We start from the raw sequence: 25,870 nt of genomic DNA on the forward strand, positions 1-25,870 counted from the left end.
GGGGCGCGGCCCGGGCGCAGTATCTCCGGTGAAAGGGAGGTACTTCACATGACTTTTGACGTTGTGGTCGTCGGTGGCGGCGCCGCGGGGCTCAGCGGGGCCCTGACCCTGGCCCGGGCGCGCCGCTCGGTGCTGGTGATCGACTCGGGCCGGCCGCGCAACGCGCCGGCGGCCCACGCCCACGGCTATCTGACGCGCGACGGCGTAGCCCCCGCCCGGCTGCTGGCCGAGGGGCGGGCGGAGGTGGCCGGTTACGGCGGGGAGATCGTCACGGGCAACGTCGTGGCGGCGGAGCGCCTGGACGACGGGGACTTCCGCGTGGTCCTCGAGGACGGGCCGGCGGTCACGGCACGCCGGCTGCTGGTGACCACCGGGCTGGTCGACGAGCTCCCCGACGTGCCCGGTGTGGCCGAGCGGTGGGGGCGCGAGGTGCTGCACTGCCCGTACTGCCACGGCTGGGAGGTGCGCGACCAGCCGATCGGCGTCCTGGCCACGGGGCCGCTCTCGGTGCACCAGGCACTGATGTGGCGGCAGTGGAGCAAGGACGTGACGCTCTTCCTGCACACCGCGCCCGAGCCGGGCGACGAGGAGTACGAGCAGCTCGCCGCCCGCGAGATCGCCGTGGTGGACGGCCGGGTGGCGGGCCTGGAGGTGACGGACGACCGGCTCACGGGGGTGACCCTGGACGGCGGCAAGGTGATCCCCTGCCGGGCCGTCGTGGTCGCGCCGCGCTTCACCGCACGGGCCGGCTTCCTCACCGCGCTGGGCCTGGGGACGACCGAGCAGGAGCGGGACGGGCACGTCATCGGCAGTTACGTCGCCGCCGACGCGACCGGGGCGACGGCGGTGCCGGGGGTGTGGGTCGCCGGCAACGTCGCCAACCTGACCGAGCAGGTCGTCGGCGCCGCCGGCGCGGGCGTACGCGCCGGCGTGGCGCTCAACGCGGACCTGACCGCCGAGGAGACGCACCGGGCGGTCGCCGCCCGTCGCCGGGCCGGGTGACGCCGTTCCCCACCGGATCCGCCCGCCTTTCCCCACGGCTTCCCCGGCCTCGGTCAAGGCTTGAGCAGGGTCTTGATCATGCCGTCCTGCTTCGCCTGGAACGTCTTGTACGCCTGGGGTCCGTCCTCCAGCGGCATGGTGTGGGTGGCGAACCCCTCGACCCCCAGCGGGTCCTCGTCACCGAGGAGCGGCAGGATGTCGCCCACCCAGCGGTGCACGTTGGCCTGGCCCATCCGCAGCTGGATCTGCTTGTCGAAGAGCGTCAGCATCGGCATCGGGTCCGCCATGCCGCCGTACACGCCGGACAGGGAGATCGTCCCGCCCCGGCGCACCACGTCGATCGCGGTGTACAGGGCGTGCAGCCGGTCGACTCCGGCGTGTTCCATCACCCGTTGCGCGACCGGGTCGGGCAGCAGGCCGGCCATCCACTGCGCGGCCTTGGCGACGGGCGCGCCGTGGGCCTCCATGCCGACGGCGTCGATCACGGAGTCCGTGCCCCGGCCGTCGGTCAGATCGCGGACGGCGTCGGGAAGGTTCTTCCCGTAACTGCGCAGGTCGAGCGTCCTGACGCCTCGGGCGCCCGCGCGGTTCAGCCGCTCCGGTACCAGGTCGACACCGATCACCAGACTCGCGCCCCGGTGGAGGGCGATGCGGGCCGCCATCTCGCCGATCGGCCCCAGGCCGAGGACGGTCACGGTGCCGCCGGGCGGAATCGCCGCGTACTCGACGGCCTGCCACGCGGTGGGCAGCACGTCGGAGAGGTAGACGAACCGTTCGTCGGACGGCCCCTCGGGCACCTTGATCGGCAGGCTGTCACCGAACGGGACCCGCAGGAACTCGGCCTGTCCGCCCGGGACCTGGCCGTAGAGCTTGGTGTATCCGAAAAGCGCCGCGCCGGTGCCGCGCTCCCGCACCTGGGTGGTCTCGCACTGCGAGTGCAGTCCCTGTTCGCACATGAAGCAGTGCTGGCAGGAGACGTTGAACGGGATCACGACCCGGTCGCCCGGCACGAGCGCGGTGACGCCGGCGCCCACTTCCTCGACGATGCCCATGGGCTCGTGCCCGAGGATGTCCCCCGGGTCCAGATAGGGGGACAGCACCTCGTACAGGTGGAGGTCGGAACCGCAGATGCCGGACGAGGTGACGCGTACGATCACGTCGGTCGGCTCCTTCAGCTCCGGGTCGGGCACCGTGTCCACCCGTACGTCCCGCTTTCCGTGCCAGGTCAGTGCGCGCATGGCCTCTCTCCTCGTCTCCTCGTCACCGGGTCTCTCCGACGCTTCGGGTCCCCCCTCCGGCCACCGTCATGCCCGCCCCGCCCGCCCCACCGGCGGGGCGGGCGGGCACACTGGGTGCGGTCCGGGGCGGGGCGGGCTCCCCCGGCACTGAAGCCGGGAGGGAGGCCGTCGGCCCGGGAACCGGCTCCGGCAGGGTGTTCCCGGGCAGGCGCGGGCGTCTCGCCGGGGCGTGCTGCGCCGCTCACCCGCTCACCACCGGTTCACCCGCGTCCGTCGGCTGCTCGGAGCCCGTTGCCTGCTCTCGCGCCGCACCTGGAACACCTGGGACACCACTGCCGCGGTGATGAGCAGCACGACGAAGACCAGCAGGAGCAGGAACACCTGCCCCGCCACACTGCGTACGCCGAAGAGGGATCGGAAGCGCGGGCCGGGCGGCCGGGGCGGCGTCTCCCGGCCGGGCGGTGCGGAATCCCCATGGCTGTGGCGTCCTCCGCCACCGCGCCGATGCGGCCGGCGGCCGGCCCCGCGGAGCCGTGCCACGATCCGGCCGAATCATCCCATAAGGCCATTCTTGCCTCATTGTCACGCTCCGGCGACGGCGGTCGGACGGGGGAGCCTCCGTCGCGCGAAGGCGACCGGGACCGGGGTGTACGGCGGGTGGCTCAGGCGGGGGTCGGCGGCCAGCTGTCCGGGGACAGCACGCCCAGTACGTACGCCCTGGCGACCAACGCGGTGCGGCCCTGCACCCGCCAGCGGCGGGCCAGCCGGGTGAGGTGGTAGTTGACGCCGTCCACCGTCAGCCCCAGCGCCGCGCCGATCGACGCCGTGGTGGCGCCCCCGGCGGCCAGCGCCAGGATCCGGGCCTCCACCGGGCTCGCCCGGCCCCTGGGCGGGGGCGGCGGGCCGGTGTCGCGGATCCGCAGCAGCGCCAGCAGCGCGGGCGGCCGCAGCGAGGGATCCCCGACCGGATCGACGGTCAGTTCCCCCTCCCGCTCGGCTCCGTCGGGCCCGGCGTGCCAGCGCACCTCCAACGGATAGCGCGACCGGTGCCCCAGCCGCAGCGCCTCGGTCAGCCGTTCGACCTGGGCCCCGTCCCGGGGCCTGAACAGGTCCAGCAGGTTGCGGCCGCGCAACCGCCCGGGAACCGTGCCCCACTGCGCGGCCATGGCCGGATTGGCGATCAGCACCTCGCCGTAGGCGTGGCACACCGCGACGGGAAGGGGGATCCGGTCCAGCAGGATCAGGAAGTGGTTGCGCCAGGGGCCGGCGGTTTCGACCGCTCCGGCCGTTCCCGCCGGGCCGCCCGCCGCGCCGTCCGCCATCCCGTTGTCCATTGCTCCTTCTCCCGTTTCTTCCCCTGCTTCTTCCCTGCTTCTTCCGCGGTCCGCACGCAAGATCCCCCAGCGACAAACCACTGCACAATCATGTAGTCGCCCGGTCATGAGGCGTGCACCGGCCCGGCGACGCTGGAGACATGACCGACACCCTCGCGCCCCGCCCCGACGAACTTGCTCCTGAGGCTTCCAAGGCTTCTGCGGCTTCCTCGGACACGATCCCGGTCGCCGACAGTTCGGCGACGGGTCTCACCACGACCCCCCTCCAGCAGGCGATGGACCTCGCCCGGACGCACGGCCCGGTCTTCAAGCGCAGGGTCAACGGCCACGAGACGCTGTTCGTCTCCTCGCTGGACCTGGTCACCGAGGTGGCCGACGAGAGCCGCTTCGCCAAGGGCGTGTCCGTCGTCCTGGAGAACGTCCGGGAGTTCGCCGGTGACGGCCTGTTCACCGCGTACAACGACGAGCCGAACTGGGCGAAGGCGCACGAGATCCTGATGCCGGCCTTCGCGCTCGGCTCGATGCGCACCTACCATCCGGTGATGCTGGAGGTCGCCCGCCGGGTCATGGCCTGCTGGGACCGGCGGGCGGCCGACGGCTCGCCCGTCGACGTCGCGGACGACATGACCAGGATGACGCTGGACACCATCGGGCTCGCCGGCTTCGGATTCGATTTCGAATCGTTCGCACGCGACACCCCGCACCCGTTCGTCGAGTCGATGGTGCGCTGCCTCCAGTGGAGCATGGCGAAGTTCGCCCGCGGGCCCGGCGCCGACCACCGCGCGCAGGACGCGGCGTTCCGCGCCGACGCGGAGTACCTCGCGTCCGTCGTCGACGAGGTCATCGCCGCCCGGACCGCGAGCGGCGAGACGGGGGACGACGACCTGCTGGGCCTGATGCTCGGCGCCACGGACCCCGGGGAGGACGGAGAGGGCGGGGAGGGCGAGGGCGGTACGGCACGCCCCGGTCCCGCTCTCGATCCCGCCAACGTACGCAACCAGATCATCACCTTCCTGATCGCCGGCCACGAGACCACCTCGGGCGCGCTCTCCTTCGCCCTGTACTACCTGCTCAAGGACCCGGTCGCGCTGCGCATGGCCCAGCGCGAGGCCGACGAGCTGTGGGGCGACGAGGCGGACCCCGACCCGTCCTTCGAGGACATCGGCCGGCTGCCGTTCACCCGGCAGGTCCTCAACGAGGCGCTCCGCCTGTGGCCGACCGCCGCCGCCTTCAGCCGCCAGGCCCGCGAGGACACCCTGATCGGCGGTCGCTTCCCGGTCAGGGCCGGGGAAATGGTCACGGTGCTCACGCCGATGCTGCACCGCGACCCGTCCTGGGGCGACAATCCCGAGATGTTCGACCCGGCCCGCTTCGGTCCGGAGGCCGAGGCGGCGCGCTCACCGCACGCGTACAAGCCGTTCGGAACCGGTGAACGCGCTTGCATCGGACGGCAGTTCGCGCTGCACGAGGCGACCATGCTGCTCGCGCTCCTGGTGCACCGCTACCGTCTGATCGACCACACCGGCTACCGGCTGCGCGTCAAGGAGACGCTGACCCTCAAGCCCGACGGGTTCACCCTGACCCTGGCCGCCCGTACGCCCGGGGACCGGGCCGCGACCCGCGCCGCACTCGCCGTGCTCCCGGGCGGCGGCGCCACCGTCGCGGACGGCGCGGCGGCCGGCCCCGCGGAAGGGCTGCCGGTCCGCGTTCCGCAGGGCACCGGGCTGCTGGTGCTGCACGGCACCAACTACGGCACCTGCCGCGAGTTCGCCGAGCGGCTGGCCGACGAGGCGACCGGTCTGGGGTTCTCGGCCGACGTGGCGCCGCTGGACGCGTTCGCCGGCGGGCTGCCCGTCGACCGTCCCGCCGTCATCGTCGCCGCCTCCTACAACGGGCAGCCCACCGACGACGCGGCCGCCTTCGTCCGGTGGCTGGGCACCGCGCCCGCAGGGGCAGCGGCCGGTGTGCCGTACGCCGTCCTCGGTGTCGGCGACCGCAACTGGGCCGCGACGTACCAGCACGTGCCGAAGCTGATCGACGACCGGCTCGGCGCGCTGGGCGGCCGGCGGCTGCTGGAGCGTGCCGAGGCCGACGCCTCGGGGGATCTCGGCGGCACCGTCAAGGAGTTCACGGCGGCGCTGCGCACACAGCTGCTGGCGCGGTACGGCGATCCCACGAGCGCGGGCACGGGCACACCGGCCGCCGGGGACGCCGGTTACACCGTCACCGAGATCACCGGCGGACCGCTGGACGCGCTCGCCGCCCGGCACGGCCTCGTCCCGATGACCGTCACGGAGGCCCGTGACCTCACCGCCCGGGGCTGGCCCCGGCCCAAGCGGTTCCTGCGGATCGCGCTGCCCGAAGGGGTCGCCTACCGCACCGCCGACCACCTCGCCGTACTGCCGGCCAACGCGCCCGCCGCGGTCGGGCGGGCGGTCAGCGCCCTCGGCGCGGACCCGGACGCCGTCCTCGCGCTGCGCCCGGACCGCCCCGGCCGCGACACCCTCCCGGTCGACCGGCCTCTGACGGTGGGTCAACTCCTTACCCACCACCTGGAGCTGGGCGCGCGGCCGACCGCCGGACAGACGGCCCTGCTGGCCGCCCACAACCCGTGTCCGCCCGAGCGGGCGGCCCTGGAAGCCCTCGCCGAGGACGACCCGCGTACCGTGATCGATCTGATCGAGGCCCACCCCGCCCTGCGCGGCACCCTGCCCTGGCCGGTCGTCCTGGAGCTGCTGCCCCCGATGCGCATCCGGCACTACTCCGTCTCGTCGTCGCCCGCCGCCGGCCCCCGCCACGCCGATCTGATGGTCTCGCTGCTGCCCGGGGGCACCGGTTCGACGCACCTGCACACCCTGCGGCCCGGCGACACCGTCCTGGCCCGCGTCCAGCCCTGCCGCGAGGCGTTCCGCCTGGACCCGGCCGACCCCGCCCCCGTCATCATGGTCGCGGCCGGCACCGGTCTCGCGCCCTTCCGCGGCGCCGTCGCCGACCGCGTCGCCGCCGGCGCGACCGCGCCCGCGCGGCTCTACTTCGGGTGCGACGACCCGGACGGCGACTTCCTGCACGCCGCGGAATTCGCCGCCGCGGAGAAGGCCGGTGCCGTCCGCGTACGTCCCGTCTTCAGCGCCCGGCCCGAGCACGGCCACCGCTTCGTGCAGCACCGCATCGCCGCCGAGGCGGACGAGGTGTGGGAGCTGCTGCGGGCCGGTGCGCGGATCCATGTCTGCGGCGACGGCAGCCGGATGGCACCCGGAGTCCGGGCCGCTTTCCGCGACCTGCACGGCGCGCGCACGGGCGCCTCGGCGCAGGAATCCGAGGCATGGCTGCGCGAACTGACCGCCTCCGGCCGCTACGTCGAGGACGTGTACGCGGCGGGCTGACCGTCCCGTCCCGGCAGGTGTGGTTCCCCGCTGCCGGGACGGGGCCGGTCCCGGCCCCGTCGCCGTGCCCCGGCGAGGGCGCCGCCGGGCCGGGTCCGCCCGTACCGGCGGCGCCCTCGCACGGGAGTCCGGCGTCCGGGTCAGCCGACCGGGAGCCGGTCTCCCACGGAGGCGGCCGCGGAGCGTACGCCGTGCACCGCACCGGAGACGCCGGCGCCCGCCTCGCGCCCGGCCCGGCGGACGCGGCGACGGCCGGAAGAGGCCGCGGCGCGCGAACGGTAGGCCAGTGACGGCTTCCCGTGCGTGTCCGCGGCGGCGATCAGCAGCCCGCCGAGCAGGGACAGGTTCGTGGTGAACTGGGTGCGCTGACGGGCCCGCTCGTCAGGGTCCTCGGTCTTCCACCAGGCGTGCCCGGCGAGGGTCGTGGGGACGAGCGAGACCGCCAGCGCGAGGGCGGCGGCGCGCGGCAGGCGGCCCGTCGCGAGCAGGGTGCCGGCCCCCAGCTGAACGGCTCCGCCGATCCGTACGAGCCGGACCGTGTCGTCCGGCAGCTGTGGGATCCGGTCCGTGACGGGCTGGACGACCGGGTCGGCGGCGGAGAGCACGGAGTGCGGGTCGCGGAAGGTGCGCAGTCCGCCCGAGAGGAAGACGGAGGCGAGCAGGGGGCGTGCGGCTTTCCTCAGAATCGGCATGGTGAGCGCGTGCCCCGAATCCGGGCGGGGCACGCGTGTGCGTCAGGGGTGATGCGGGCCGCTCCCCCGCCCGCGGAGCGGCGCCACGGCGCGCCGCGTCCGGCGGCGCGGACCGGGAACACCGCCGAGCGGCGCGCTCCTGCGGTTCCGGTACGCGGACGGGGCCGGCGGCTCCGGGTCGCTCGCGTACCGGACGCCCTGGCGCCGGCGCCGTCCAGCGCCAGGGCGTCCGGTGTCGCGACGTCCCCGCGTCCGAAGAAGCACGGGGCGCACCGCGTCCACGAGGCCGGACGCGGCCGGCCGTCCGCCGCCACGTACGCACCGCCGGCCGTCGCGGCGGCACAGCCGGCGCCGGGACCGGGACCGGCTGTGCCTCGCCGCCGCCGTGGTGGGCCGTTCATCGCGGGCCGGTCCGGGGCAGGAGGCCCGTCCCCACCTCCTGGACCCGGAACGCCCGCCCCGAGCCCTCCGCCGTGACCCGCACCCCGTCGCCCTCGCGCACCGCGCGGAAGACGCCCGCGGGGCGCCCCTCCAGGTCGGGGACGGTGACCACGGCGCCGTCCGTGTCCGGGGTCACGAGCAGCGTCAGGCCGTCGAGCCAGTCGCCGTCGGGGCGCCGGTCGTCGGAGCCCAGCGGGAGCAGCGCCCCCGGGCGCACGTACAGGGGCAGGCTGTCGAAGCCGTGGACCTCGCGCCTCCATCCCGGTCCCTGGACCGTCTCACCGGTCAGCAGGTGGGTCCAGGCGCCTTCGGGGAGGTAGAACTCGACGTCTCCGCCGGTGGTGAAGACGGGCGCCACCAGGAGATCGGGGCCGAGCATGTACTGGCGGTCCAGGGTGCGGCAGGTGGGGTCGTCGGGGAATTCCAGCAGCATGGGGCGCATCACGGGTACACCGGTGCGGTGCGCCTCGACCGCCACTCCGTAGAGGTACGGCATCAGGCGGTGCTTGAGCAGCGTGAACTTGCGTGCGACCGCCACCGCTTCCTCACCGAACGCCCACGGGACCCGGTACGAGACGTTGCCGTGCAGCCGGCTGTGCGAGGACAGCAGTCCGAAGGCGAGCCAGCGCTTGAAGACCTCCGGTTCCGGTGTGCCCTCGAAACCGCCGATGTCGTGGCTCCAGAAGCCGAAGCCGCTCAGGGACAGGGACAGGCCGCCGCGCAGGGATTCGGCCATGGCGCCCAGGGACGCGAAGCAGTCGCCGCCCCAGTGCACCGGGAACTGCTGCCCTCCGGCCGTCGCCGAACGAGCGAAGAGCACCGCCTGGCCCGCGCCCCGCTCCTTCTCCAGGAGTTCGAAGACCGTGCTGTTGTAGAGGTGCGTGTAGTAGTTGTGCATCCGCTCCGGGTCCGAGCCGTCGTGCCAGACCACGTCGGTGGGGACGCGCTCGCCGAAGTCGGTCTTGAAGCAGTCCACGCCCTGGTCGAGGAGGACGCGCAGCTTGTCCGTGTACCACTCGCGCGCGCCCGGGTGGGTGAAGTCCACCAGGGCCATGCCCGGCTGCCACAGGTCCCACTGCCAGATGTCGCCGTTCGGGCGCCGTACCAGGAACCCCCGGGCCGCGGCCTCGGCGAACAGCGCGGACTTCTGGGCGATGTAGGGGTTGATCCACATGCTGACCTTGAGGCCGCGCTCCGTGAGCCTGCGCAGCATGCCCTCCGGGTCGGGGAAGACCTCCGGGTCCCACTCCAGGTCCGACCACTGGTACTCGCGCATCCAGAAGCAGTCGAAGTGGAAGACGCTCAGCGGGATGTCGTGTTCCGCCATCCCGTCGACGAAGGAGGTGACGGTCTCCTCGTCGTACGGCGTGCAGAAGGAGGTCGTCAGCCACAGCCCGAACGACCAGGCGGGGGGCAGCGCGGGACGGCCGGTCAGCGCGGTGTAGCGGGCGAGGACCTCCTTGGGTGTGGGCCCGGCGACGACGTAGTACTCCAGCGACTGGTCCTCGACGCTGAACTGCACCTGTCCGACCGACTCGGAGCCGATCTCGTACGACACCCTGCCGGGGTGGTTGACGAAGACGCCGTAACCGCGCGAGGAGAGGTGGAAGGGGATGTTCTTGTACGCCTGTTCACTGCTCGTGCCGCCGTCGGCCTGCCAGACCTCGACGCTCTGGCCGTTCTTGACGTACGGGGTGAAGCGTTCGCCGAGGCCGTAGATGTGCTCGCCGACACCGAGCGCGAGCTGCCCGATCATGTGGTGGGCGCCGTCGGGGGTGGTGGCGAAGGCGGTGCCCCGGCGCTCGACGGCCGTCAGCCGCTGCCCGTCGGCGTCGAGGAACTCCAGGCTCCAGGGCGCCTCGGCGCCGGTGTTCAGGCGCAGCGTGAGCGGTCCGCTGGTCAGCTCGGTGACGCCTGCCTCGCGGCGGACCTTGGCGGCGCCGGGTGCCACCTGCGCGCCCGGCAGGGCGAAGTCGGGGCCGCGGTGTGCCCGGCCGGCGTGGTGGGTGGTGCGGACGCCGATGACGCCCTCGGCCGGGGAGAAGCATTCGACGGTGATGAGAGGGGAGTTGAGGGTGTCGCCCCGGCCGCGTACGCGCTTGACGGCCGCGTACGCCGTGAAGTGGTCGTCGCCCGCGCGCAGATCGCGTACCTCGGTCGCGTACGAGGCCCGTACGCCGTCGCGCATGAGCCAGAAGCCGTCGGTGAACTTCATCGAGTGGTGTTCCTCGGGTTCGGTGCGGACGGGAAGGTGAGCCGTGCCAGGCGGACGGAGCCGCGCAGCCGCACGACCAGGTCGTGCACGCCGGAGGCGGTGAAGGGGGCGGTGCGGGTCGCGTAGTCGTACGGTCCGCCGGCCGGGGTGACGGCGACGGTGGTGGCCGTGGCGCCCCGGGTGAGTTCGACGGATCCTCCGCCGGACGCCTCGACGGTGACGGAACGGACGCCGCCTTCCCCGAAGTCGCAGTTCCGGAAGACCAGTTGTCCCCCGGCGGCGCCGTCGGCCGGCGTCACGGCGTCACCGGACGTCCTGGTGCGGTCGACGATCTCGGTGCCGCGCTGTTCGTCGTACGACACGGCTTCGAGACCCGCCTCCCGTACGGGTCTGGCGGCGTGCGGGTCCCCTTCGGCCCGTACGGACGCGGTGAGCCTGATGTCCGCGCTGGACGCCCCGGCGAGCAGTTCGTACGTGCCGGGCGCCACGGTCCAGCGGGCGTGGGCGACGTCCCAGAACCCCAGCTCCGACAGCGGGAGGCGGAACTCCAGGCGCCGCGCCGCCCCCGCGGCGAGGTGCACGCGGCGGTGCGCGGCGAGCTGCCGGGACGGCCGGAGGACCGGCGGGTCCACCGCCCGGGTGTAGAGCTGGACCACTTCACCGGCGTCGACGGGGCCGGTGTTCGTGACGGTCAGCGAGACGCGGAGCAGGTCCGCGTCATGTGCGTCGCGCTCGGCGGTCAGGTCCTCGTAGGCGAAGGCCGAGTAGCCCAGGCCGTGCCCGAAGGGGTAGAGCGGGGAGCCCTCGAAGTACAGGTACGTCTGGCGGGAGCCGATGATGTCGTAGTCGAACAGGTCCGGGAGATCGGTGTCGGCCGCGTACCAGGTCTGCGGCAGTCGCCCGGCCGGCGAGACGTCGCCGGCCAGCACACGGGCGAGCGCGGTGCCCGCGGCCTGGCCGCCGTGCGCGCTCCAGAGCAGTGCGGGCAGCTCGGCGTGGGCGTCGGCCACCGCGTACGGATAGGCCGAGACCAGGGCCAGCGCGGTACGCGGATTGGCGGCCCGGGCCGCGCGCCACAGCCGCTCCTGGTGCGGTGGCAGGGCCAGCGTCGTACGGTCCTCGGTCTCGCGTCCGTTGATGTGCGGGTCGTTTCCGGCCACGACGACCACGGCGTCCGCGGTGGCCGCGGCGCGGGTCACCGCCTCCTCGCCGCGCTCCAGGAATTCGACCGTGAAGACTTCGCCCTTCTCGGCGATCCGCACGCCGTCGGCGGTGACGGAGACGTATCCACCCGTCCCCGTGTGCCTGAGGAGGTGTCCGCCTGCGTCGTCGTGGTGCTCCGGTGCGAAGGTCTCCTGGACGACCCAGCCCCCGGGCTGGTCCGCAGAGGCGCGGACGAAGCCGTCCTCGGCGACCGAGAGGTACCGGCCGTCGGGGGCGCGCAGCGTCCAGGCGCCGCCGCCCCAGTCGATCAGGGCGAGTTCGGTGGGCTCGGGTCCCGCGGTCAGGGGTGGCAGATCGGTGCGGCCCGCGAGCAGCGCCGGGTCCAGTGCGCCTTCCTCCGCCGGCCGCTCGCCCGCCGGGGCCCCGCCGTCCGCCGGGGCCCCGGGCACCTGGAGCCAGCCCGCGCCGCACTTCAGCCGTACCCGGTCCGCGCCTTCGGCGAAGGTGACGTGCGCGGCGCCGAAGCGTTCGCGCAGGCCGTCGAGCGGTGAGGAGCGGCGGATCAGCGTGCCGCTGTACCAGTCGGTCTTGCACTCGTCGGCGAGCAGTCCGACGACGGCGATCCGGGTGCCCTCGGCGAGCGGCAGCATCCCGTCGTTCTTGAGCAGCACGATCGCCTGCTCGGCGGCCTCCCGGGCGAGGGCCCGGTGCCCGGCGGTGTCGAAGTCCCGCAGTGTGGTGCCCGCGTACGGGTCGAGACCGGGATCGAACTCGCCGAGCCGGAACCGGACCAGGAGGTGGCGGCGTACCGCCGTGTCGATGTCCGCCCCGGTGAGCAGCCCCTGCTCCAGGGCGCGGCGGATCCGGCCGGTGACGACCGACGCGTCGGTGCCGTGGTCGGTGAAGCTGTCCACGCCGGCGCGGAGCGCGGCGGCGGTGGCCTCCTCGTGGGTGTCGAAGTACTTCTCGGACGCGACCAGGTTGGTGGGCGCGCCGGCGTCGGAGCACACCAGCAGCTCCTCGTCGGTCCAGGTGCGCAGGTGCTCGGACAGCTGGGGCGACAGGTGGTTGGGGCGGCCGTTGACCAGGTTGTACGCGGGCATCACCCCGGCGACGGCGCCCGCTTCGACGGCTCCCCGGAAGGCGCGCAGGTCGTACTCGTGCAGCACGCGCGGCCGTACGGACGAGGACGAGGTGTCCCTGCGCGTCTCGTTGTTGTGGGCCAGCCAGTGCTTGAGCACGGGCGCGGTGCGCCAGTAGACCGGGTGGTCGCCGCGCAGGCCCCTGGTGTACGCGACCGCGATCGCCGTGGTGAGCGCGGGGTCCTCCGAGTAGCCCTCCTCGCCCCTGCCCCACAGCGGGTGGCGCAGCAGGTTCACGGTGGGCGCCCAGACGTTGAGGCCGACGCGGTCGTCGCGGGAGCGCATGGCCCGCGCTTCGGTGCCGACCGCCTCGCCGACCCTGCGCACCAGATCCTCGTTCCAGCTCGCGCCGAGCCCCACCGCCTGCGGGAAGACGGTCGCGGGGCCCATCCAGGCGACACCGTGCAGGGCCTCCTGTCCGGTGCGGAAGGGGCCGATGCCGAGCCTTTCCACGGCGGGCGCGAACTGGTGCAGCATCGCGATGCGTTCGTCGGGCGTCAGGCGGGCCAGCAGGTCGTCGACGCGCGTGCCGAAGGGAAGGCCGGGGTCGCGGAACGGTGGCGGGCTTGTCGTCACGTACATATCCCCTTGTGGCGCTGGAGAAGGAAATCTTCGAAGCGCTTCGATGCTCGGTGCTCGACGGTTCGCATGTCAAGGAGTCAAGCGGACCCATCACGGCCACCCCGAGCGACGGACGGGATGCCCCAACTTCCGGGTACGGGGCGAGGAATGTGCGTATCGAGCCTTGTTCCGGCCCGCAGCTTCACTTAACCTCGCAGCAATATTGAAGCGCTTCGAAAGCTGACCGGCGGTTACCGCTGTGTGTCCAGGCGCGCCACGAAGGGTTGACGCAATGACGCCGAACTTCCCATCCTCCCGCTCCGCCCTGAGCCGAAGAAGCCTCCTCTCGTCCACCGCGGTCGCCGCGGTGGCGGTGGCCGGCGGCATGCCGCTGCTCACCGCCTGCGGCGGCAGCGGCGGGTCGAAGAACGAGGGCACGACGACGGGGAGGAAGCTGAAGGACCTGCTTCCCGCCTACACGGCGTCGGCTCTGGTCACCCCGGACTTCCCCAGCAGGAACGGTTCCGCGGCCGGCTTCACCACCGCGCTGCCCGTCGACGAGCTGGTCGTGTCGGTCCCGAAGAAGCTCGGCAGGGGCAGCGAGCTCACCGTCATGGCGCCGAACTACGGCACTCCCCCGAAGACGGGCAATCCGTACTGGACGGCGATGGACGAAGGGGCCGGTGTCCGCGTCAAGTGGCAGAACCAGGACGGCGCCTCCTACGGTCAGAAGCTGGGCGCGGTCCTCGCCTCAAGCTCCCTGCCGGACGCGGTCGTCATCCCCGGTTGGGAGCTGATGGGGAAGATCCCCAGCGCCATCAGCAACAAGTTCGCCGATCTGGGCCCGTATCTGTCGGGCGACAAGGTCAAGGACTACCCGAACCTCGCCGCGATCCCCACCCCGGCCTGGCGGCGGTCGGTCTTCGGCGGCAAGCTGCGCGGCCTGCCGATGCCGGGGGCCGACACCCCCAACATCGCGGCGTTCTACCGCGCCGACCTCTTCGACGAGAAGGGGCTCACCGCGCCGAAGTCCACCCAGGAGTTCTTCGACCTGTGCAAGGAGCTCAACGCTCCGAAGAGCAGGGTCTGGGCCTGCGGTGACATGACCTGGGCGGCCCACGCCTTCTTCGGCGTACTGCCCGAGAAACCGCACTACTGGCAGCTCGTCGACGGCAAGCTGGTCAACCGCTACGAGACCCCCGAGTTCCTGGAAGCCCTGGACTGGTCGCGGTCGCTGTACTCGGCCGGCTTCGTGCACCCGGACGCCAAGTCCGAGAGCGGCGACATCGGCAACCTCTTCGCCGGCGGCAAGGTCCTGATGTACAACGCCGACCTGTCCGACTGGTACGGGAAGACCGCGGTCCAGCGCGTGGAGGACAAGAAGTTCGCCATGGCGGCGATGGACTACTTCGCCCACGACGGCGGCAAGCCCACCCTCTACACGGCCGCGCCCTCCCACATGTGGTGCTTCGTCAACGAGAAGGCCGACGATAAGAAGGTCCGGGACGTCCTCGCGCTCGCCAACTTCACCGCGGCGCCGTACGGCTCGAAGGAGCAGCGGCTGCGGCAGTTCGGTGTCGAGGGGGTCCACCACACCCTGGAGGACGGGGTGCTCACCAAGAACGGCAAGGGCAACGACGAGGTCTTCGGGACGTACGAGTACATCGCGTCCTCCGCGCCCTTCATCGCCTATCCCGACCAGCCCGATGTGGTCGAGGGCATGACCGGGTGGCAGCAGCGCATGGGGGCGCACCTCAGGAAGCCGCTCTTCTACGGCATGCAGATCCAGGAGCCCAACCGGTACACCGAGCTCAACAGCCAGTTCGAGGACCTGGAGAAGGACATCGTGCGCGGCCGCAAGAAGATCGGCGACATGCAGCGGGCGGTCTCCGACTGGAAGTCCGGCGGCGGCGACGAGCTGCGCGACTGGTACAAGAAGCTGCTCGACGAGACGGGCAGCTCGGCCACCTGACCAGCGCCGCGCGGCACCGAGGAGACACGATGGCCCACAGCACTTCGGCCAAGGACCCGGGGACCGCCCCCGGGGGGAGCACAGCGGGGGTGACCCGGGCGGACCGCGGCGGCACGCGGCGGCCGCCACCGGACGCGGGGGAGGAGACCGGCCGGAGCGAGGGGCCGGCAGGCACCGGGAAGGAACGCCCCGGCTCCGGCGGGGCGGCGGGCGGCATCACGCTGCGGCACCGGCTGCGGCGGGACCGCGCCCTGCTGCTGATGGTCGTGCCGGCCCTTCTGCTGCTGATGGTCTTCCACTACGTGCCGCTGATCGGCAATGTCGTGGCCTTCCAGGACTACGACCCGTACATCGCGGACAACGCGTTCCAGGCGATCGCACAGAGCCCGTGGGTGGGAATCGAACACTTCCGCCACATGGTCGAGGACCGGCTGTTCTGGCAGTCGCTCGGGAACACCCTCGCGATCTTCCTGATCCAGCTGACGCTGTTCTTCCCGGTCCCGGTCCTGCTCGCGCTGTTCATCAACAGCTTCGTACGCCCCCGGGTGCGGGCGGTCGCCCAGGCGATCCTCTACCTGCCGCACTTCTTCTCCTGGGTCCTGGTCGTCACGATCTTCCAGCAGATGTTCGGCGGGGCGGGCCTGGTGGCGCAGACGCTGCGCGACCACGGCCACGGCGCGTTCGACCTCATGACCGATCCGGGCCTGTTCAAATTCCTGATCACCTTCGAGATGATCTGGAAGGACGCGGGCTGGGGGGTCATCGTCTTCCTCGCCGCGCTGGCCTCCGTCAGCCCCGACCTGTACGAGGCCGCCGCGATGGACGGCGCCAACCGCTGGCGGCGGATGTGGCACATCACCCTGCCCGCCCTGCGTCCGGTCGTGGCGCTGCTCCTGGTGCTCCAGGTCGGCAACGCGCTCACGGTCGGCTTCGAGCAGATCCTCCTCCAGCGCACCGCGGTCGGGCCGACCGCCGCCGAGGTCCTGGACACCTACGTCTGGAACGTCGGCATCCAGAACGGCAACTTCAGCTACGCGGCCGCCGTCGGAATCATCAAGGGAATCTTCGGCCTCCTGCTGGTGCTCGGAGCCAACAAGGTCGCCCACCTGATGGGCGAACAGGGGGTGTACAAGCGATGAGCGCGCTCATGGGAACCACACGGGGCCGCTTCGTGCGCGGCCGGCTGCGCCCGGCGTGGGAGGAGGAACCCGGCCGGGCGGGGCTCGCCGCCAAGGGGGTGACGCTGGTCCTGGTCTGCCTGGCCGTGCTCTTCCCCGTCTGGGTGGTGATCGTCACCAGCCTGTCCTCGGCGAAGACGATCACCGAGACCGGCGGCCTGGTGGTGATTCCCCGGGACATCACCTTCATCGCCTACCAGGAGCTGCTGAGCGGCGGGCAGGTCACCCGCGCCGCGCTGGTCAGCGTCGGCGTCACCGTCGTCGGCACGCTCTTCAGCATGACGGTGTCCGTCCTCTGCGCCTTCGGTCTCTCGCGCCCCGGGTCCGTGCTCCACCGGCCGATCCTCGTGTTCCTGATCGCCACGATGTTCTTCGGCGCCGGGCTGATCCCCACCTACCTGGTGGTGCAGGGCCTTGGGCTCACCGACACCTATCTGTCGCTGATCCTGCCGAGCGCCCTCAACGTCTTCAACATCCTGGTGCTGCGCGCGTTCTTCATGAGCACCGCGCAGGAGCTCATCGAGAGCGCCCGGATCGACGGAGCCGGAGACCTCCGCATCCTCTGGCAGATCGTCATGCCGCTCTCCCGGGCGGTGATCGCGGTGATCACGCTCTTCTACGCGGTCGGCTACTGGAGCGCGTGGTTCAACGCCTCGATCTACATCAGCGACCCCGACATGCTGCCGCTCCAGAACATCATGCAGCAGCTGGTCATCAAGCAGACCCGGCCCACCGGCCTGGCGCAGGTCATCAACACCGGGCAGTTGTCGCCGCTCGCCATCCAGATGGCGGTGATGGTGCTGGCCCTCGTGCCGGTCGCGGTGCTCTCGCCCTTCGTGCAGAAGCACTTCAAGCAAGGCATGCTCACCGGCGCGATCAAGGGCTGACGGCCCTGCCCCGCCCGCGGCTCCCGCGGCCGGGACCCTCCTCCCCGGCTCCCGCGGCCGGGGCGCCGGACCGCCGCCGCGCGCGAGCGCACCTGAACCGCCCGCGCGCGGCGGCACCCCCTGCTCGTGCTCCTCCTCACCCCCACCAGAAGGAGACCGCCATGCCGGAACCGCTGCGCACGCCCAGCAGACGTTCCCTGCTCGCCGGCGCCTCGGCCGCGGCCGCGCTCACCGCGCTGCCCGCCGCCCCGGGCCCCGCCCACGCCGCGTCCGCCGCGAACCCCGCCGGAGCGTCCGCCACCGCCGGAAGCACCGCCGGCGTCCGGCCGTACCGCTGGCGCAATGCCGTCATCGGCGGCACCGGGTTCATCACCGGCGTGCTCTTCCACCCCCGGGTGAAGGGGCTGGCCTACGCCCGTACGGACATCGGCGGCGCCTACCGGTGGTCCGACACCACCGGCGCCTGGACCCCGCTGACCGACCACCTCGGCTGGGACGACTGGAACCTGCTGGGTGTCGAGGCGATCGCCGTCGACCCCGCCCGCCCGAACCGTCTCTACCTCGCCCTCGGCACGTACTCCCAGCCCCGGAGCGGGAACGGCGCGGTGCTCCGCTCGGACGACAGGGGCGCCACGTGGTCCCGCACCGACCTGACGGTCAAGCTCGGCGCCAACGAGGACGGCCGCGGCACCGGTGAACGCCTGCTCGTCGACCCGGCCGCCGGCGGCACCCTGTGGCTGGGCACCCGCCACGACGGCCTGCTGAAGTCGACGGACCGCGGCGCCACCTGGGCGGCGGCGGACTTCCCGGCCGCGCCGTCCGCCTCCGGCCAGGGCGTCACCTTCCTCGCCGCCGCGGGACGGGCCGTGTACGCCGGCTGGGGCGACGGCGGCGCGGCGAACCTGTACCGGAGGACCGGCACGGGCTGGGAGGCCGTGCCCGGCCAGCCGGCCGGCGAGAGCGCCAGGGTGCCGATCCACGCCGCGTACGACACCGGCACCCGCGCCCTGTACGTCACGTACGCCGACCGTCCCGGGCCCAACGGCCAGACCGGCGGCTCGGTCCACAAGCTGGACACCGTGACCGGCCGGTGGACGGACGTCACCCCGGTGCGGACGGGCGGCGCCTTCGGCTACGGCGGTCTCGCCGTGGACGCGCGCCGCCCCGGCACGGTCGTCGTGTCGACCAACAACCGCTGGTCGGAGGTCGACACGCTCTTCCGCTCCACCGACGGCGGGACGTCCTGGACCTCCCTCAAGGACACCGCCGTCCTCGACGTCTCCGAGACCCCCTTCCTGAAGTGGGGCGAGGACGAGCCCAAGTTCGGCTGGTGGATCCAGACCGTCGCCATCGACCCGTACGACTCGGAGCACATCGTGTACGGGACGGGCGCGACTCTCTTCGGCACCCGCGACCTCGTCCACTGGGCACCGCGGGTCCGGGGCCTGGAGGAAGCCTCCGTCCGCCAGCTGATCTCGCCCCCGGCCGGCGAGGCGCACCTGATCAGCGGGCTCGGGGACCTCGGCGTGATGTACCACGAGCGGCTGACGGCCTCCCCTTCGCGCGGCATGGCGTCGAACCCCGTCATGGGGACGGCCACCGGGCTCGCCCAGGCCGCGCTCAGACCCTCGTACGTGGTGCGGGCCGGCTGGGGCGACCACGGCAACGGGGCGCACTCCCACGACGGCGGCCGGACCTGGGCGCCCTTCGCGGCCCAGCCGTCCCTCGCCGCCGGCGCGCCGGGGCCGATCGCCGTGAGCGCCGACGGGAAGGCCCTGCTGTGGTCCTTCGTCCACTGGGACGGAACCAGGCACCCCGCACACCGCTCCACCGACGACGGCGCCACCTGGTCCGAGGTCCCCTCCTTCCCGAAGGGCGCCACGCCGGTCGCCGACCCGGCCCGCCCGGCGCTCTTCTACGCGTACGACTCCGATGCGGGAACCCTGTACGCCAGCACGGACAGCGGCCGTACCTTCACCGCGCGGGCGACCGGGCTGCCGTCCGGCGACGCCCAGTTCAGGATCGCGGCGGCCCCCGGGCGCAGCGGCGACCTGTGGCTGTCCGCCAAGGAGAACGGCCTGTACCGGTCGGTGGACGGCGGCGCGTCCTTCACCAGGGTCGCCGGCTGCCGGGCCTCGTACGCCCTCGGCTTCGGCAGGGCCGCCGACGGAGCGCCGTACCCGGCGGTCTACCAGGTCGGAGCGGTGGACACCGTCACCGCCGTCCACCGCTCCGACGACGGGGCGAAGACCTGGATCCGCATCAACGACGACGCCCACCAGTGGGGCTGGACCGGCGAGACGATCACCGGCGACCCCAGAATCCACGGCCGTGTCTACCTCGGCACCAACGGCCGCGGCATCCAGTACGGAGACCCCAAGTGATCAATGAACGACTGCTCTTCGGCGGCGACTACAACCCCGAGCAGTGGCCCGAGGAGGTCTGGTCCGACGACGTACGCCTCATGAAGCAGGCGGGCGTCAACTCCGTCACCCTCGGCGTCTTCTCCTGGGCGAAGCTGGAACCGCGCCCCGGGGCCCGCGAGTTCGGCTGGCTGGACCGCCTGATGGACCTGATGCACGAGAACGGCATCGGAGTGGTCCTCGCGACCCCCACCGCCTCCCCGCCGCCGTGGATGGGCAAGCTGCATCCCGAGACGCTGCCGCGCGACGAGGACGGCCGGACCGTCTGGTGGGGCTCCCGGCAGCAGTTCTCCCACTCCAGCCTCGTCTACCGGCGGTACGCGGCCGCCATCACCGAGGACCTCGCCGCCCGCTACGGCAGCCACCCGGCGCTCACCATGTGGCACATCAACAACGAGTACTGCACCCACGACTGGGGCGACGAGGCGGCCCGTGCCTTCCGTGACTGGCTGCGCGCCAAGTACACCTCGACGGAGGCCCTCAACGAGGCCTGGGGCACCGCCTTCTGGAGCCAGCGCTACGACTCCTGGGAGGAGATCCTCCCGCCCCGCCGCGCGCAGTACATGAAGAACCCGGCCCAGGTGCTCGACTTCAAGCGCTTCACGTCCGACGCGCTCCTGGAGTGCTACCTCGCCGAGCGCGACATCGTCGTCCGCCACACCCCGCACATCCCGGTCACCACCAACTTCATGCCGTTCTGGACGGGGCAGGACGCCTGGAAGTGGTCCGGTCACGAGGACATCGTCTCGGTCGACGTCTACCCGGACCCCAAGGACCCGTGGGCGGGCCAGTACAACGCCATGATCGGCGACATGACCCGCTCCCAGGCGGGCGGCCCCTGGATGGTGATGGAGCAGGCGGCGGGACCGGTCAACTGGCGCGGCGTCAACCACCCGAAGCCGCCCGGCCTCAACCGCCTGTTCTCCCTCCAGTCCGTGGCCCGCGGGGCGGACGCCATCTGTTACTTCCAGTGGCGGCAGTCCCGGCAGGGCTCGGAGAAGTACCACTCCGGGATGGTCAGTCACGCGGGCGAGCACGGCCGTACGTTCCGGGAGGTCGCCCGCCTCGGTGCCGACCTCGCCCGGCTGGCCCCCGAGGTCGCCGGCGCCCACTCCCCCTCCCAGGTGGCGATCCTGCACGACTGGGAGTCCTGGTGGGCCGGCCAGCAGGACGGCCGTCCCTCGGTCCACGTCGAGTACCCGGAGGTCGTACGGGCCTGGCACCACGCCCTGTGGGAGGAGGGCGTCGCGACCGACTTCGCCCGCCCCGAGGGCGCCCTGGGCGCGTACGCCGTGGTCGTCGTCCCGCACCTCTACCTCCTCACCGACGCCGCGATCGACAACCTCCTGGCGTACGTGCGCGACGGCGGCACCCTCGTGTGCGGCTTCCACACGGGAGCCGCCGACGAGGACGACCGCGTCCGCCCCGGCGGCATGGACGCGCGCCTCAGGGAGCTGTTCGGCATCCGCACGGTCCAGGAGTGGTGGCCGCTGGACGCGGGCGAGGCGGTGGAGTGCGAGGGCTTCCGGGGCACGCTGTGGTCCGAGGAACTGGAAGCCGCGGCGGACGCCGAGGTCCTCGTCCGCTACAAGGGTGGCGAACTCGACGGTCTGCCGGCCGTCCTGCGCAGGGGCCGCGCGCAGTACGTCTCCACCCTCCCCGAGCCGGAGGCGCTGCGCGAACTGCTCGCGGGCGTCACCCGGGAAGCCGGCGTACGGCCTCCGCTCTCCGGTCTCCCCGCCGGGGTGGAGGCCGTACGCCGCGGCGCGTTCGTCTTCCTGCTGAACCACGGGCGCGACCCGGTGACCGTGGACGTGCCCGGCAGCCACGACGACCTGCTCAGCGGCGCCTCGATCGAGGGCTCGCTGGTGCTGGGCCGCTACGGCGTGGCGGTACTCCGCCCGTAACCCCTCCCCTTCCACCCTCCCCGCTCCTCCTCCCACACCCGCTCGTACGCCCCCGAACCACCGTGCGGCCCCCCTGACCACGCGGTGGCGCGTCCCCCCCACTCCCATGGAAGGAACACCCATGGCACGTCGCACGCTCACCACAGCCCTCCTCGCCCCCGCACTGGCCCTCACCGGTCTGGCCGGCCTCGCGTCGGCCCCCGCCCACGCCGCCGTCTGGAACACCTGTGACAAGTGGGGCAACACCAGCCTGAACGGCTACACGCTCTACAACAACATCTGGGGGGCCGGCGCCGGCAGCCAGTGCGTGTGGGCCGACTCCGGCACCACCTGGGGGGTCCGGGCCGACCACCCGGCCACCAGTGGCATCAAGTCCTACCCCAACTCCAAGAAGGTGATCGGCAAGACGATCACCTCCCTCTCCTCGCTCTCCAGCAACTACAACGTCACCGTCCCGTCGTCGGGCGACTACAACACGTCGTACGACGTCTGGGACACCGACTACGACTACGAGATCATGCTCTGGGTCAACCACAACGGCAACGTCGGCGCCCTCGGCCCGTACCAGGGGACCGTCACCCTCGGCGGTCACACCTGGGCCACCTACAAGGGCAGCAACGGTGCCAACGAGGTCTTCTCCTTCCTCCGCACCTCCGACTCCTCCTCCGGCACCGTGAACATCCTGCCCGTCCTGAAGTGGATCAAGGACACCAAGCGCTGGATGGGCGACGAGACCATCGGTGACGTCCAGTTCGGCTACGAGATCAGCGGCTCGCCCGGCGGTCTGGACTTCCGTACCAACAACCTGACGGTCTCCTCCAGCTGATCCCCGCATCACGCATCCCCGCATCACGCGGGCGCCGGTCGCCGGGTCGCCGCGGCAGCCTTTCCGGAGGCCGCGGCGACCCGGCTGGGGCACGGCGACGCGCTGCACGTCGGTGACCCGGACCCGGCCCGCCCCGGTCCGGAGTCCTTCCATGTGCACGAGCACACGGGCTCCGCGTACGCCTACGAGATGCACGACGCGAAGACCGGCGCGATCGTGTGGGGCGGCAGAACCGGAACCGACGTCGGCCGCGGCATCTGCGCGGACCCGGCCCGCAGCCACGCCGGAGCCGGGGGGCCGGCCCAGCGGCGGCGGGCTCTGCGCGGCCGACGGCACCAGGATCAGCGATACGGTCCCGGCCTTCGGCGGCGGCGCCTCGTACAACTCCGTGATCCGGTGGAACGGCGATGCCCACCGTGAACTCCTCGACCACCGCCGGTCGGGCTCGGCGGGCTCGGGTTACGGCCAGGTGAGGCCCGGAACCGACGGTACGGAACCGACGGCACGGGTCGGGGCGGTGCGGGTCAGGCGGGTGCGGGCCCCGTGCTGGCCCGCACCGTCAGTTCCGGGGCGAGCAGTTCGATGCCGTCCGTACCGTGTCCGTCCAGCTTGGCGACGACGTGCTCCACCGCCCGCCGCCCCATCTCCTGGGCCGGGATGGCCACCGACGTCAGCCGTACGGAGGCCTGGACCGCGACCGGGTCCGGGCAGACGGCGACCACGGACACGTCCTCGGGGACCGCCCGGCCCTGCCGGCGCAGCAGGGCGAGCAGCGGCTCGACGGCCGACTCGTTCTGTACGACGAAGCCGGTGGTGCCGGGCCGCTCGTCGAAGATCCGGGCGAGGGTCGCGGCCAGCGCGTCGTACCCGCCGTCGCTGGGGCGGTGCAGCAGGCGCAGGTCCAGCTCGCGGGCGCGGGTGCGCAGCCCTTCGAGGGTGCGCTCGGCGAAGCCGGTGTGCCGCTCGTAGACGGCGGGCGCCTCGCCGATCACCGCGATGTCGCGGTGGCCGAGGCCGGCCAGGTGCTCGGCGCAGAGCGCGCCCGTCGCCACGAAGTCGAGGTCCACGCAGGTCAGTCCGACCGTTTCGGCGGGCAGGCCGATGAGCACGGCGGGCTGCCCGCTCTCGCGCAGCAGCGGCAGCCGGACGTCGTCGAGCTCGACGTCCATCAGGATCATGGCGTCCGCCATCCCGCTGCCGGTGACCCGGCGTACGGCGGACGCCCCCTCCTCGCCGGTCAGCAGCAGCACGTCGTACCCGTGGGTGCGCGCGGTGGTGGCGACGGCGACGGCGATCTCCATCATCACGGGTACGTACATGTCGGTGCGCAGCGGCATCATCAGCGCGATGATGTTGGACTTGCTGCTCGCCAGGGCCCGGGCGCCCGCATTGGGGTGGTACCCGAGATCCTGGATGCTGCGTTCGACACGCAGGCGCGTCGCGGAGGAGATCGACCGCTTGCCGCTGAGGACGTAGCTCACCGTGCTGGCCGAGACTCCGGCGTGTCGGGCGACCTCGGCGAGGGTGACCATTGGACATCTCCCGAACATGGCGGCCGGGTCGGCGAAACGCTTCGCCTCCGGCTGCCGCAGTGTCAGTGACAGATACTGGTTCCGACCTTAGAGGGGCACTTCAGAGCTGTCCAGAGGATGAGTCGAAGCGCTTCGACGCATTTATGCTCGCCCGTGCCGGGCGTACGGTGGACGTACGGGACGGAGACACGGTGGCGCGGCGCCCCGGGAGGGACGCCGCACCGGTGCTCCGGACGCTACAGCGCCGGATGGGCGTTCTTCAGGAGCTGCTGGAACTGGGCGGAGAACCACTGGCCCGACAGCGGTGCGTCGGGCAGGGCGCCCGACATGCTGTTGTTGTTCCGGGGGTTGCCGGTGTACGTCGGGTCGCACATCCGGTCGAAGCCCTTCCCCTCGTCGTTGGGGATCGCCTTGCTGGCGCCGTCGGACTCGCCCGGGGGCTTCATCCAGACGTACGCGTCGATCCCCGCGGCGGGCGCGGCCTGCGGACGTTCGCCGAGCCCGGCACCCGCCTGGTTGCACCAGTTGCCGAGGTGGATGCGGCGGTCGTAGCGGCCACCGTCCACATAGGTGTCGACATTGGTCCTCGGCCCCGGCTGGGCGGGCCGGGCACTGCCGCCCCAGCCGTTGCGCGAGGTGTCGATCAGCATGCCGAGCTTCGTGTCGAAGCCGATCGAGACGAGCTTGTTGCGCATGGCCTGCGCGTAGGAGAGCTCGTCGGTGTAGCGGTTCCAGTCGACCCACTTGGACTGGCGGACCGGGACACCGTTGACGCTGTCGTCGATGGTGAAGTTGTTCTCCTTCAGGGCGCTGTAGTTGGCGGTGTTGACGATGAACCCGTGGACGTCGCCGACCGTGGCGCCCTCGGCCGTGGCGGCCTGCTTGAACAGGTCGGCGGAGGGGCCGAAGTTGTCGTCCCAGCCGAGCCAGCCGTGGTGTCCGGCGTCGACGTAGTTGTAGACGTTGGGCGCGTTTCCGAGCTTGTTGAGGGCGTAGCCGACCCCCTTGACGTAGTTGCCGTTGGCCTTCATGACGTCGCAGTTCGGCGTGGCGGTGGGACGCGGCGTGACGTTGGTGACGAGGTTGGGCAGTGAGTCGATCTCGACGGTGGTGACGATCCGCAGGGAGGCGTACTTCGGATCGGCGAGGATCGCCGCGATCGGGTCGATGTAGTCGCGCTTGTACTTGTCGATCTCCGTCGCGCCGAGTTCGCCGTTGGAGGCGAGGGCGGCGCAGTCGCGTCCCGGCAGGTTGTAGATGACGAGTTGTATGAAGAGTTCGCCGGCGCCCTTCTGCTTGAGCGCCTCGTCGAGGTGGTCGCGCAGGCCCATGCCCGTACCCACACCCTCGATCGCGGCGGTCCGGTCGAGCCAGACACCGGTGGGCTGGCGGGCTACGGCGGCGCCGCCCGGTTCGGCGGCGGCCTTCGCGGACCACTCCGGGTTCACGTACCCCTTGGCGCCGGCATACGGGTTGTCCACCCGGGTGCCCGGCGCGGGTGGGTCCGTGGGGCCGGGGCCCGGGTCCGTACCGCCTCCGCCGTCGACGTTGCAGGTGACGCCGTCGAGGGTGAAGGCGGCGGGCAGGGCGTTGGATCCGCTGTAGGTGGCGTTGAAGCCGAAGCTGACCGAACCACCGGTGGCGAGTGAGGCGTTGTAGCTCTCGTTGGCGGCGGTGACCTGGGCGCCGCTCTGGCTGATCCTGGTGTTCCACCCCTGCGTGACCTTCTGGTCGCCGGCGTACGACCACTTCACGGCCCACGCGTTCTTGGCGGCGCCGTGGTTGGTGACGGTGACAGCGGCGCTGAACCCACCGCCCCACTGGTTCTGCACCTTGTAGTCGACGGTGCAGGGGACGGCGGACGCGCCCGTGCCCGTGCCTGTGGGGAGTGCCGCCATGGCGGTTCCGGCCGTCCCGGACACCAGCGCGAGCGCGGCGAGTAACGCGATTCTTGTGCGGTTCATCTCGGGTCC

The 25,870-nt window shown here is 72.3% G+C and carries 17 protein-coding genes; 9 read left to right on the plus strand and 8 right to left on the minus strand.

Annotated features, from left to right (window positions below):
* The first annotated feature begins 48 nt into the window (after window positions 1-48).
* A complete protein-coding gene (locus tag ABD374_RS10285; protein ID WP_344493704.1) occupies window positions 49-1,002 on the plus strand; it encodes an NAD(P)/FAD-dependent oxidoreductase in 954 nt (317 codons plus the stop codon).
* A 53-nt stretch (window positions 1,003-1,055) separates the two neighbouring features.
* Here the strand turns inward: ABD374_RS10285 and ABD374_RS10290 are convergent, their stop codons facing one another.
* The 3 genes from ABD374_RS10290 to ABD374_RS10300 form a co-directional block, all read right to left on the minus strand.
* Window positions 1,056-2,240, minus strand: a complete 1,185-nt coding sequence (locus ABD374_RS10290; protein WP_344493706.1) for a zinc-dependent alcohol dehydrogenase — start codon at window positions 2,238-2,240, stop codon at window positions 1,056-1,058.
* Window positions 2,241-2,489: 249 nt separating this feature from the next.
* The gene (locus ABD374_RS10295) at window positions 2,490-2,633 is read right to left on the minus strand and encodes a hypothetical protein (RefSeq protein WP_344493708.1); all 144 of its coding nucleotides are present in this window, start codon (window positions 2,631-2,633) and stop codon (window positions 2,490-2,492) included.
* Window positions 2,634-2,902: 269 nt separating this feature from the next.
* Complete coding sequence (locus ABD374_RS10300) at window positions 2,903-3,574, minus strand: PAS domain-containing protein (RefSeq protein WP_344493710.1); 672 nt, start codon at window positions 3,572-3,574, stop codon at window positions 2,903-2,905.
* A gap of 140 nt (window positions 3,575-3,714) precedes the next feature.
* Here ABD374_RS10300 and ABD374_RS10305 point away from each other — a divergent pair, with 140 nt between their 5' ends.
* Window positions 3,715-6,957 (plus strand): cytochrome P450, encoded by a 3,243-nt coding sequence (locus tag ABD374_RS10305; protein ID WP_344493712.1) that lies wholly within the window; start codon window positions 3,715-3,717, stop codon window positions 6,955-6,957.
* Between the two features lie 140 nt (window positions 6,958-7,097).
* On the opposite strand, the gene ABD374_RS10310 is transcribed toward ABD374_RS10305, so the two are convergent.
* The 3 genes from ABD374_RS10310 to ABD374_RS10320 form a co-directional block, all read right to left on the minus strand.
* Window positions 7,098-7,649 carry a DoxX family protein gene (locus ABD374_RS10310; protein WP_344493714.1) on the minus strand — a complete coding sequence of 184 codons (552 nt, stop codon included), beginning with the start codon at window positions 7,647-7,649 and terminating at the stop codon, window positions 7,098-7,100.
* A gap of 397 nt (window positions 7,650-8,046) precedes the next feature.
* Window positions 8,047-10,305 carry an alpha-xylosidase gene (yicI, locus tag ABD374_RS10315; RefSeq protein ID WP_344493716.1) on the minus strand — a complete coding sequence of 753 codons (2,259 nt, stop codon included), beginning with the start codon at window positions 10,303-10,305 and terminating at the stop codon, window positions 8,047-8,049.
* Window positions 10,302-13,187 (minus strand): glycoside hydrolase family 3 C-terminal domain-containing protein, encoded by a 2,886-nt coding sequence (locus tag ABD374_RS10320; protein WP_344493718.1) that lies wholly within the window; start codon window positions 13,185-13,187, stop codon window positions 10,302-10,304. Before ABD374_RS10320 ends, yicI begins: the two co-directional genes overlap by 4 nt.
* Window positions 13,188-13,464: 277 nt before the next feature.
* Between ABD374_RS10320 and ABD374_RS10325 the strand changes: the two genes are divergently transcribed.
* From ABD374_RS10325 to ABD374_RS10355, 7 genes are all read left to right on the plus strand, one after another.
* Complete coding sequence (locus tag ABD374_RS10325) at window positions 13,465-15,144, plus strand: extracellular solute-binding protein (RefSeq protein ID WP_344493719.1); 1,680 nt, start codon at window positions 13,465-13,467, stop codon at window positions 15,142-15,144.
* Between the two features lie 29 nt (window positions 15,145-15,173).
* The gene (locus ABD374_RS10330; protein WP_344493721.1) at window positions 15,174-16,283 is read left to right on the plus strand and encodes an ABC transporter permease; all 1,110 of its coding nucleotides are present in this window, start codon (window positions 15,174-15,176) and stop codon (window positions 16,281-16,283) included.
* Window positions 16,284-16,291: 8 nt separating this feature from the next.
* Entirely contained in the window at window positions 16,292-17,209 is a 918-nt protein-coding gene (locus ABD374_RS10335) for a carbohydrate ABC transporter permease (RefSeq protein ID WP_425577179.1), read from the plus strand.
* A gap of 161 nt (window positions 17,210-17,370) precedes the next feature.
* Complete coding sequence (locus ABD374_RS10340) at window positions 17,371-19,593, plus strand: sialidase family protein (protein WP_344493725.1); 2,223 nt, start codon at window positions 17,371-17,373, stop codon at window positions 19,591-19,593.
* Window positions 19,590-21,539 (plus strand): beta-galactosidase, encoded by a 1,950-nt coding sequence (locus tag ABD374_RS10345; protein ID WP_344493727.1) that lies wholly within the window; start codon window positions 19,590-19,592, stop codon window positions 21,537-21,539. Before ABD374_RS10340 ends, ABD374_RS10345 begins: the two co-directional genes overlap by 4 nt.
* A 121-nt stretch (window positions 21,540-21,660) precedes the next feature.
* Complete coding sequence (locus tag ABD374_RS10350; RefSeq protein WP_344493729.1) at window positions 21,661-22,365, plus strand: GH12 family glycosyl hydrolase domain-containing protein; 705 nt, start codon at window positions 21,661-21,663, stop codon at window positions 22,363-22,365.
* Window positions 22,366-22,449: 84 nt separating this feature from the next.
* Window positions 22,450-22,785 (plus strand): rhamnogalacturonan lyase family protein, encoded by a 336-nt coding sequence (locus ABD374_RS10355; RefSeq protein ID WP_344493950.1) that lies wholly within the window; start codon window positions 22,450-22,452, stop codon window positions 22,783-22,785.
* A gap of 104 nt (window positions 22,786-22,889) precedes the next feature.
* Here the strand turns inward: ABD374_RS10355 and ABD374_RS10360 are convergent, their stop codons facing one another.
* Complete coding sequence (locus ABD374_RS10360; protein ID WP_344493731.1) at window positions 22,890-23,897, minus strand: LacI family DNA-binding transcriptional regulator; 1,008 nt, start codon at window positions 23,895-23,897, stop codon at window positions 22,890-22,892.
* Window positions 23,898-24,133: 236 nt separating this feature from the next.
* Window positions 24,134-25,861, minus strand: a complete 1,728-nt coding sequence (locus ABD374_RS10365) for a glycoside hydrolase family 6 protein (protein WP_344493733.1) — start codon at window positions 25,859-25,861, stop codon at window positions 24,134-24,136.
* Between the last annotated feature and the right edge of the window lie 9 nt (window positions 25,862-25,870).

It is taken from the genome of Streptomyces enissocaesilis, assembly GCF_039533765.1.
GTDB classification, from domain to species: Bacteria; Actinomycetota; Actinomycetes; order Streptomycetales; family Streptomycetaceae; genus Streptomyces; species Streptomyces enissocaesilis.

What these genes read in the sequence shown, in the direction of transcription:
- ABD374_RS10285 (WP_344493704.1), top strand. Translation starts at nt 49, where the DNA reads ATGACTTTTGACGTTGTGGTCGTCGGTGGCGGCGCCGCGGGGCTCAGC.
- ABD374_RS10290 (WP_344493706.1), bottom strand. Translation starts at nt 2,240, where the DNA reads ATGCGCGCACTGACCTGGCACGGAAAGCGGGACGTACGGGTGGACACG.
- ABD374_RS10300 (WP_344493710.1), bottom strand. Translation starts at nt 3,574, where the DNA reads ATGGACAACGGGATGGCGGACGGCGCGGCGGGCGGCCCGGCGGGAACG.
- ABD374_RS10305 (WP_344493712.1), top strand. Translation starts at nt 3,715, where the DNA reads ATGACCGACACCCTCGCGCCCCGCCCCGACGAACTTGCTCCTGAGGCT.
- ABD374_RS10310 (WP_344493714.1), bottom strand. Translation starts at nt 7,649, where the DNA reads ATGCCGATTCTGAGGAAAGCCGCACGCCCCCTGCTCGCCTCCGTCTTC.
- yicI (WP_344493716.1), bottom strand. Translation starts at nt 10,305, where the DNA reads ATGAAGTTCACCGACGGCTTCTGGCTCATGCGCGACGGCGTACGGGCC.
- ABD374_RS10325 (WP_344493719.1), top strand. Translation starts at nt 13,465, where the DNA reads ATGACGCCGAACTTCCCATCCTCCCGCTCCGCCCTGAGCCGAAGAAGC.
- ABD374_RS10330 (WP_344493721.1), top strand. Translation starts at nt 15,174, where the DNA reads ATGGCCCACAGCACTTCGGCCAAGGACCCGGGGACCGCCCCCGGGGGG.
- ABD374_RS10335 (WP_425577179.1), top strand. Translation starts at nt 16,292, where the DNA reads ATGGGAACCACACGGGGCCGCTTCGTGCGCGGCCGGCTGCGCCCGGCG.
- ABD374_RS10340 (WP_344493725.1), top strand. Translation starts at nt 17,371, where the DNA reads ATGCCGGAACCGCTGCGCACGCCCAGCAGACGTTCCCTGCTCGCCGGC.
- ABD374_RS10350 (WP_344493729.1), top strand. Translation starts at nt 21,661, where the DNA reads ATGGCACGTCGCACGCTCACCACAGCCCTCCTCGCCCCCGCACTGGCC.
- ABD374_RS10360 (WP_344493731.1), bottom strand. Translation starts at nt 23,897, where the DNA reads ATGGTCACCCTCGCCGAGGTCGCCCGACACGCCGGAGTCTCGGCCAGC.
- ABD374_RS10365 (WP_344493733.1), bottom strand. Translation starts at nt 25,861, where the DNA reads ATGAACCGCACAAGAATCGCGTTACTCGCCGCGCTCGCGCTGGTGTCC.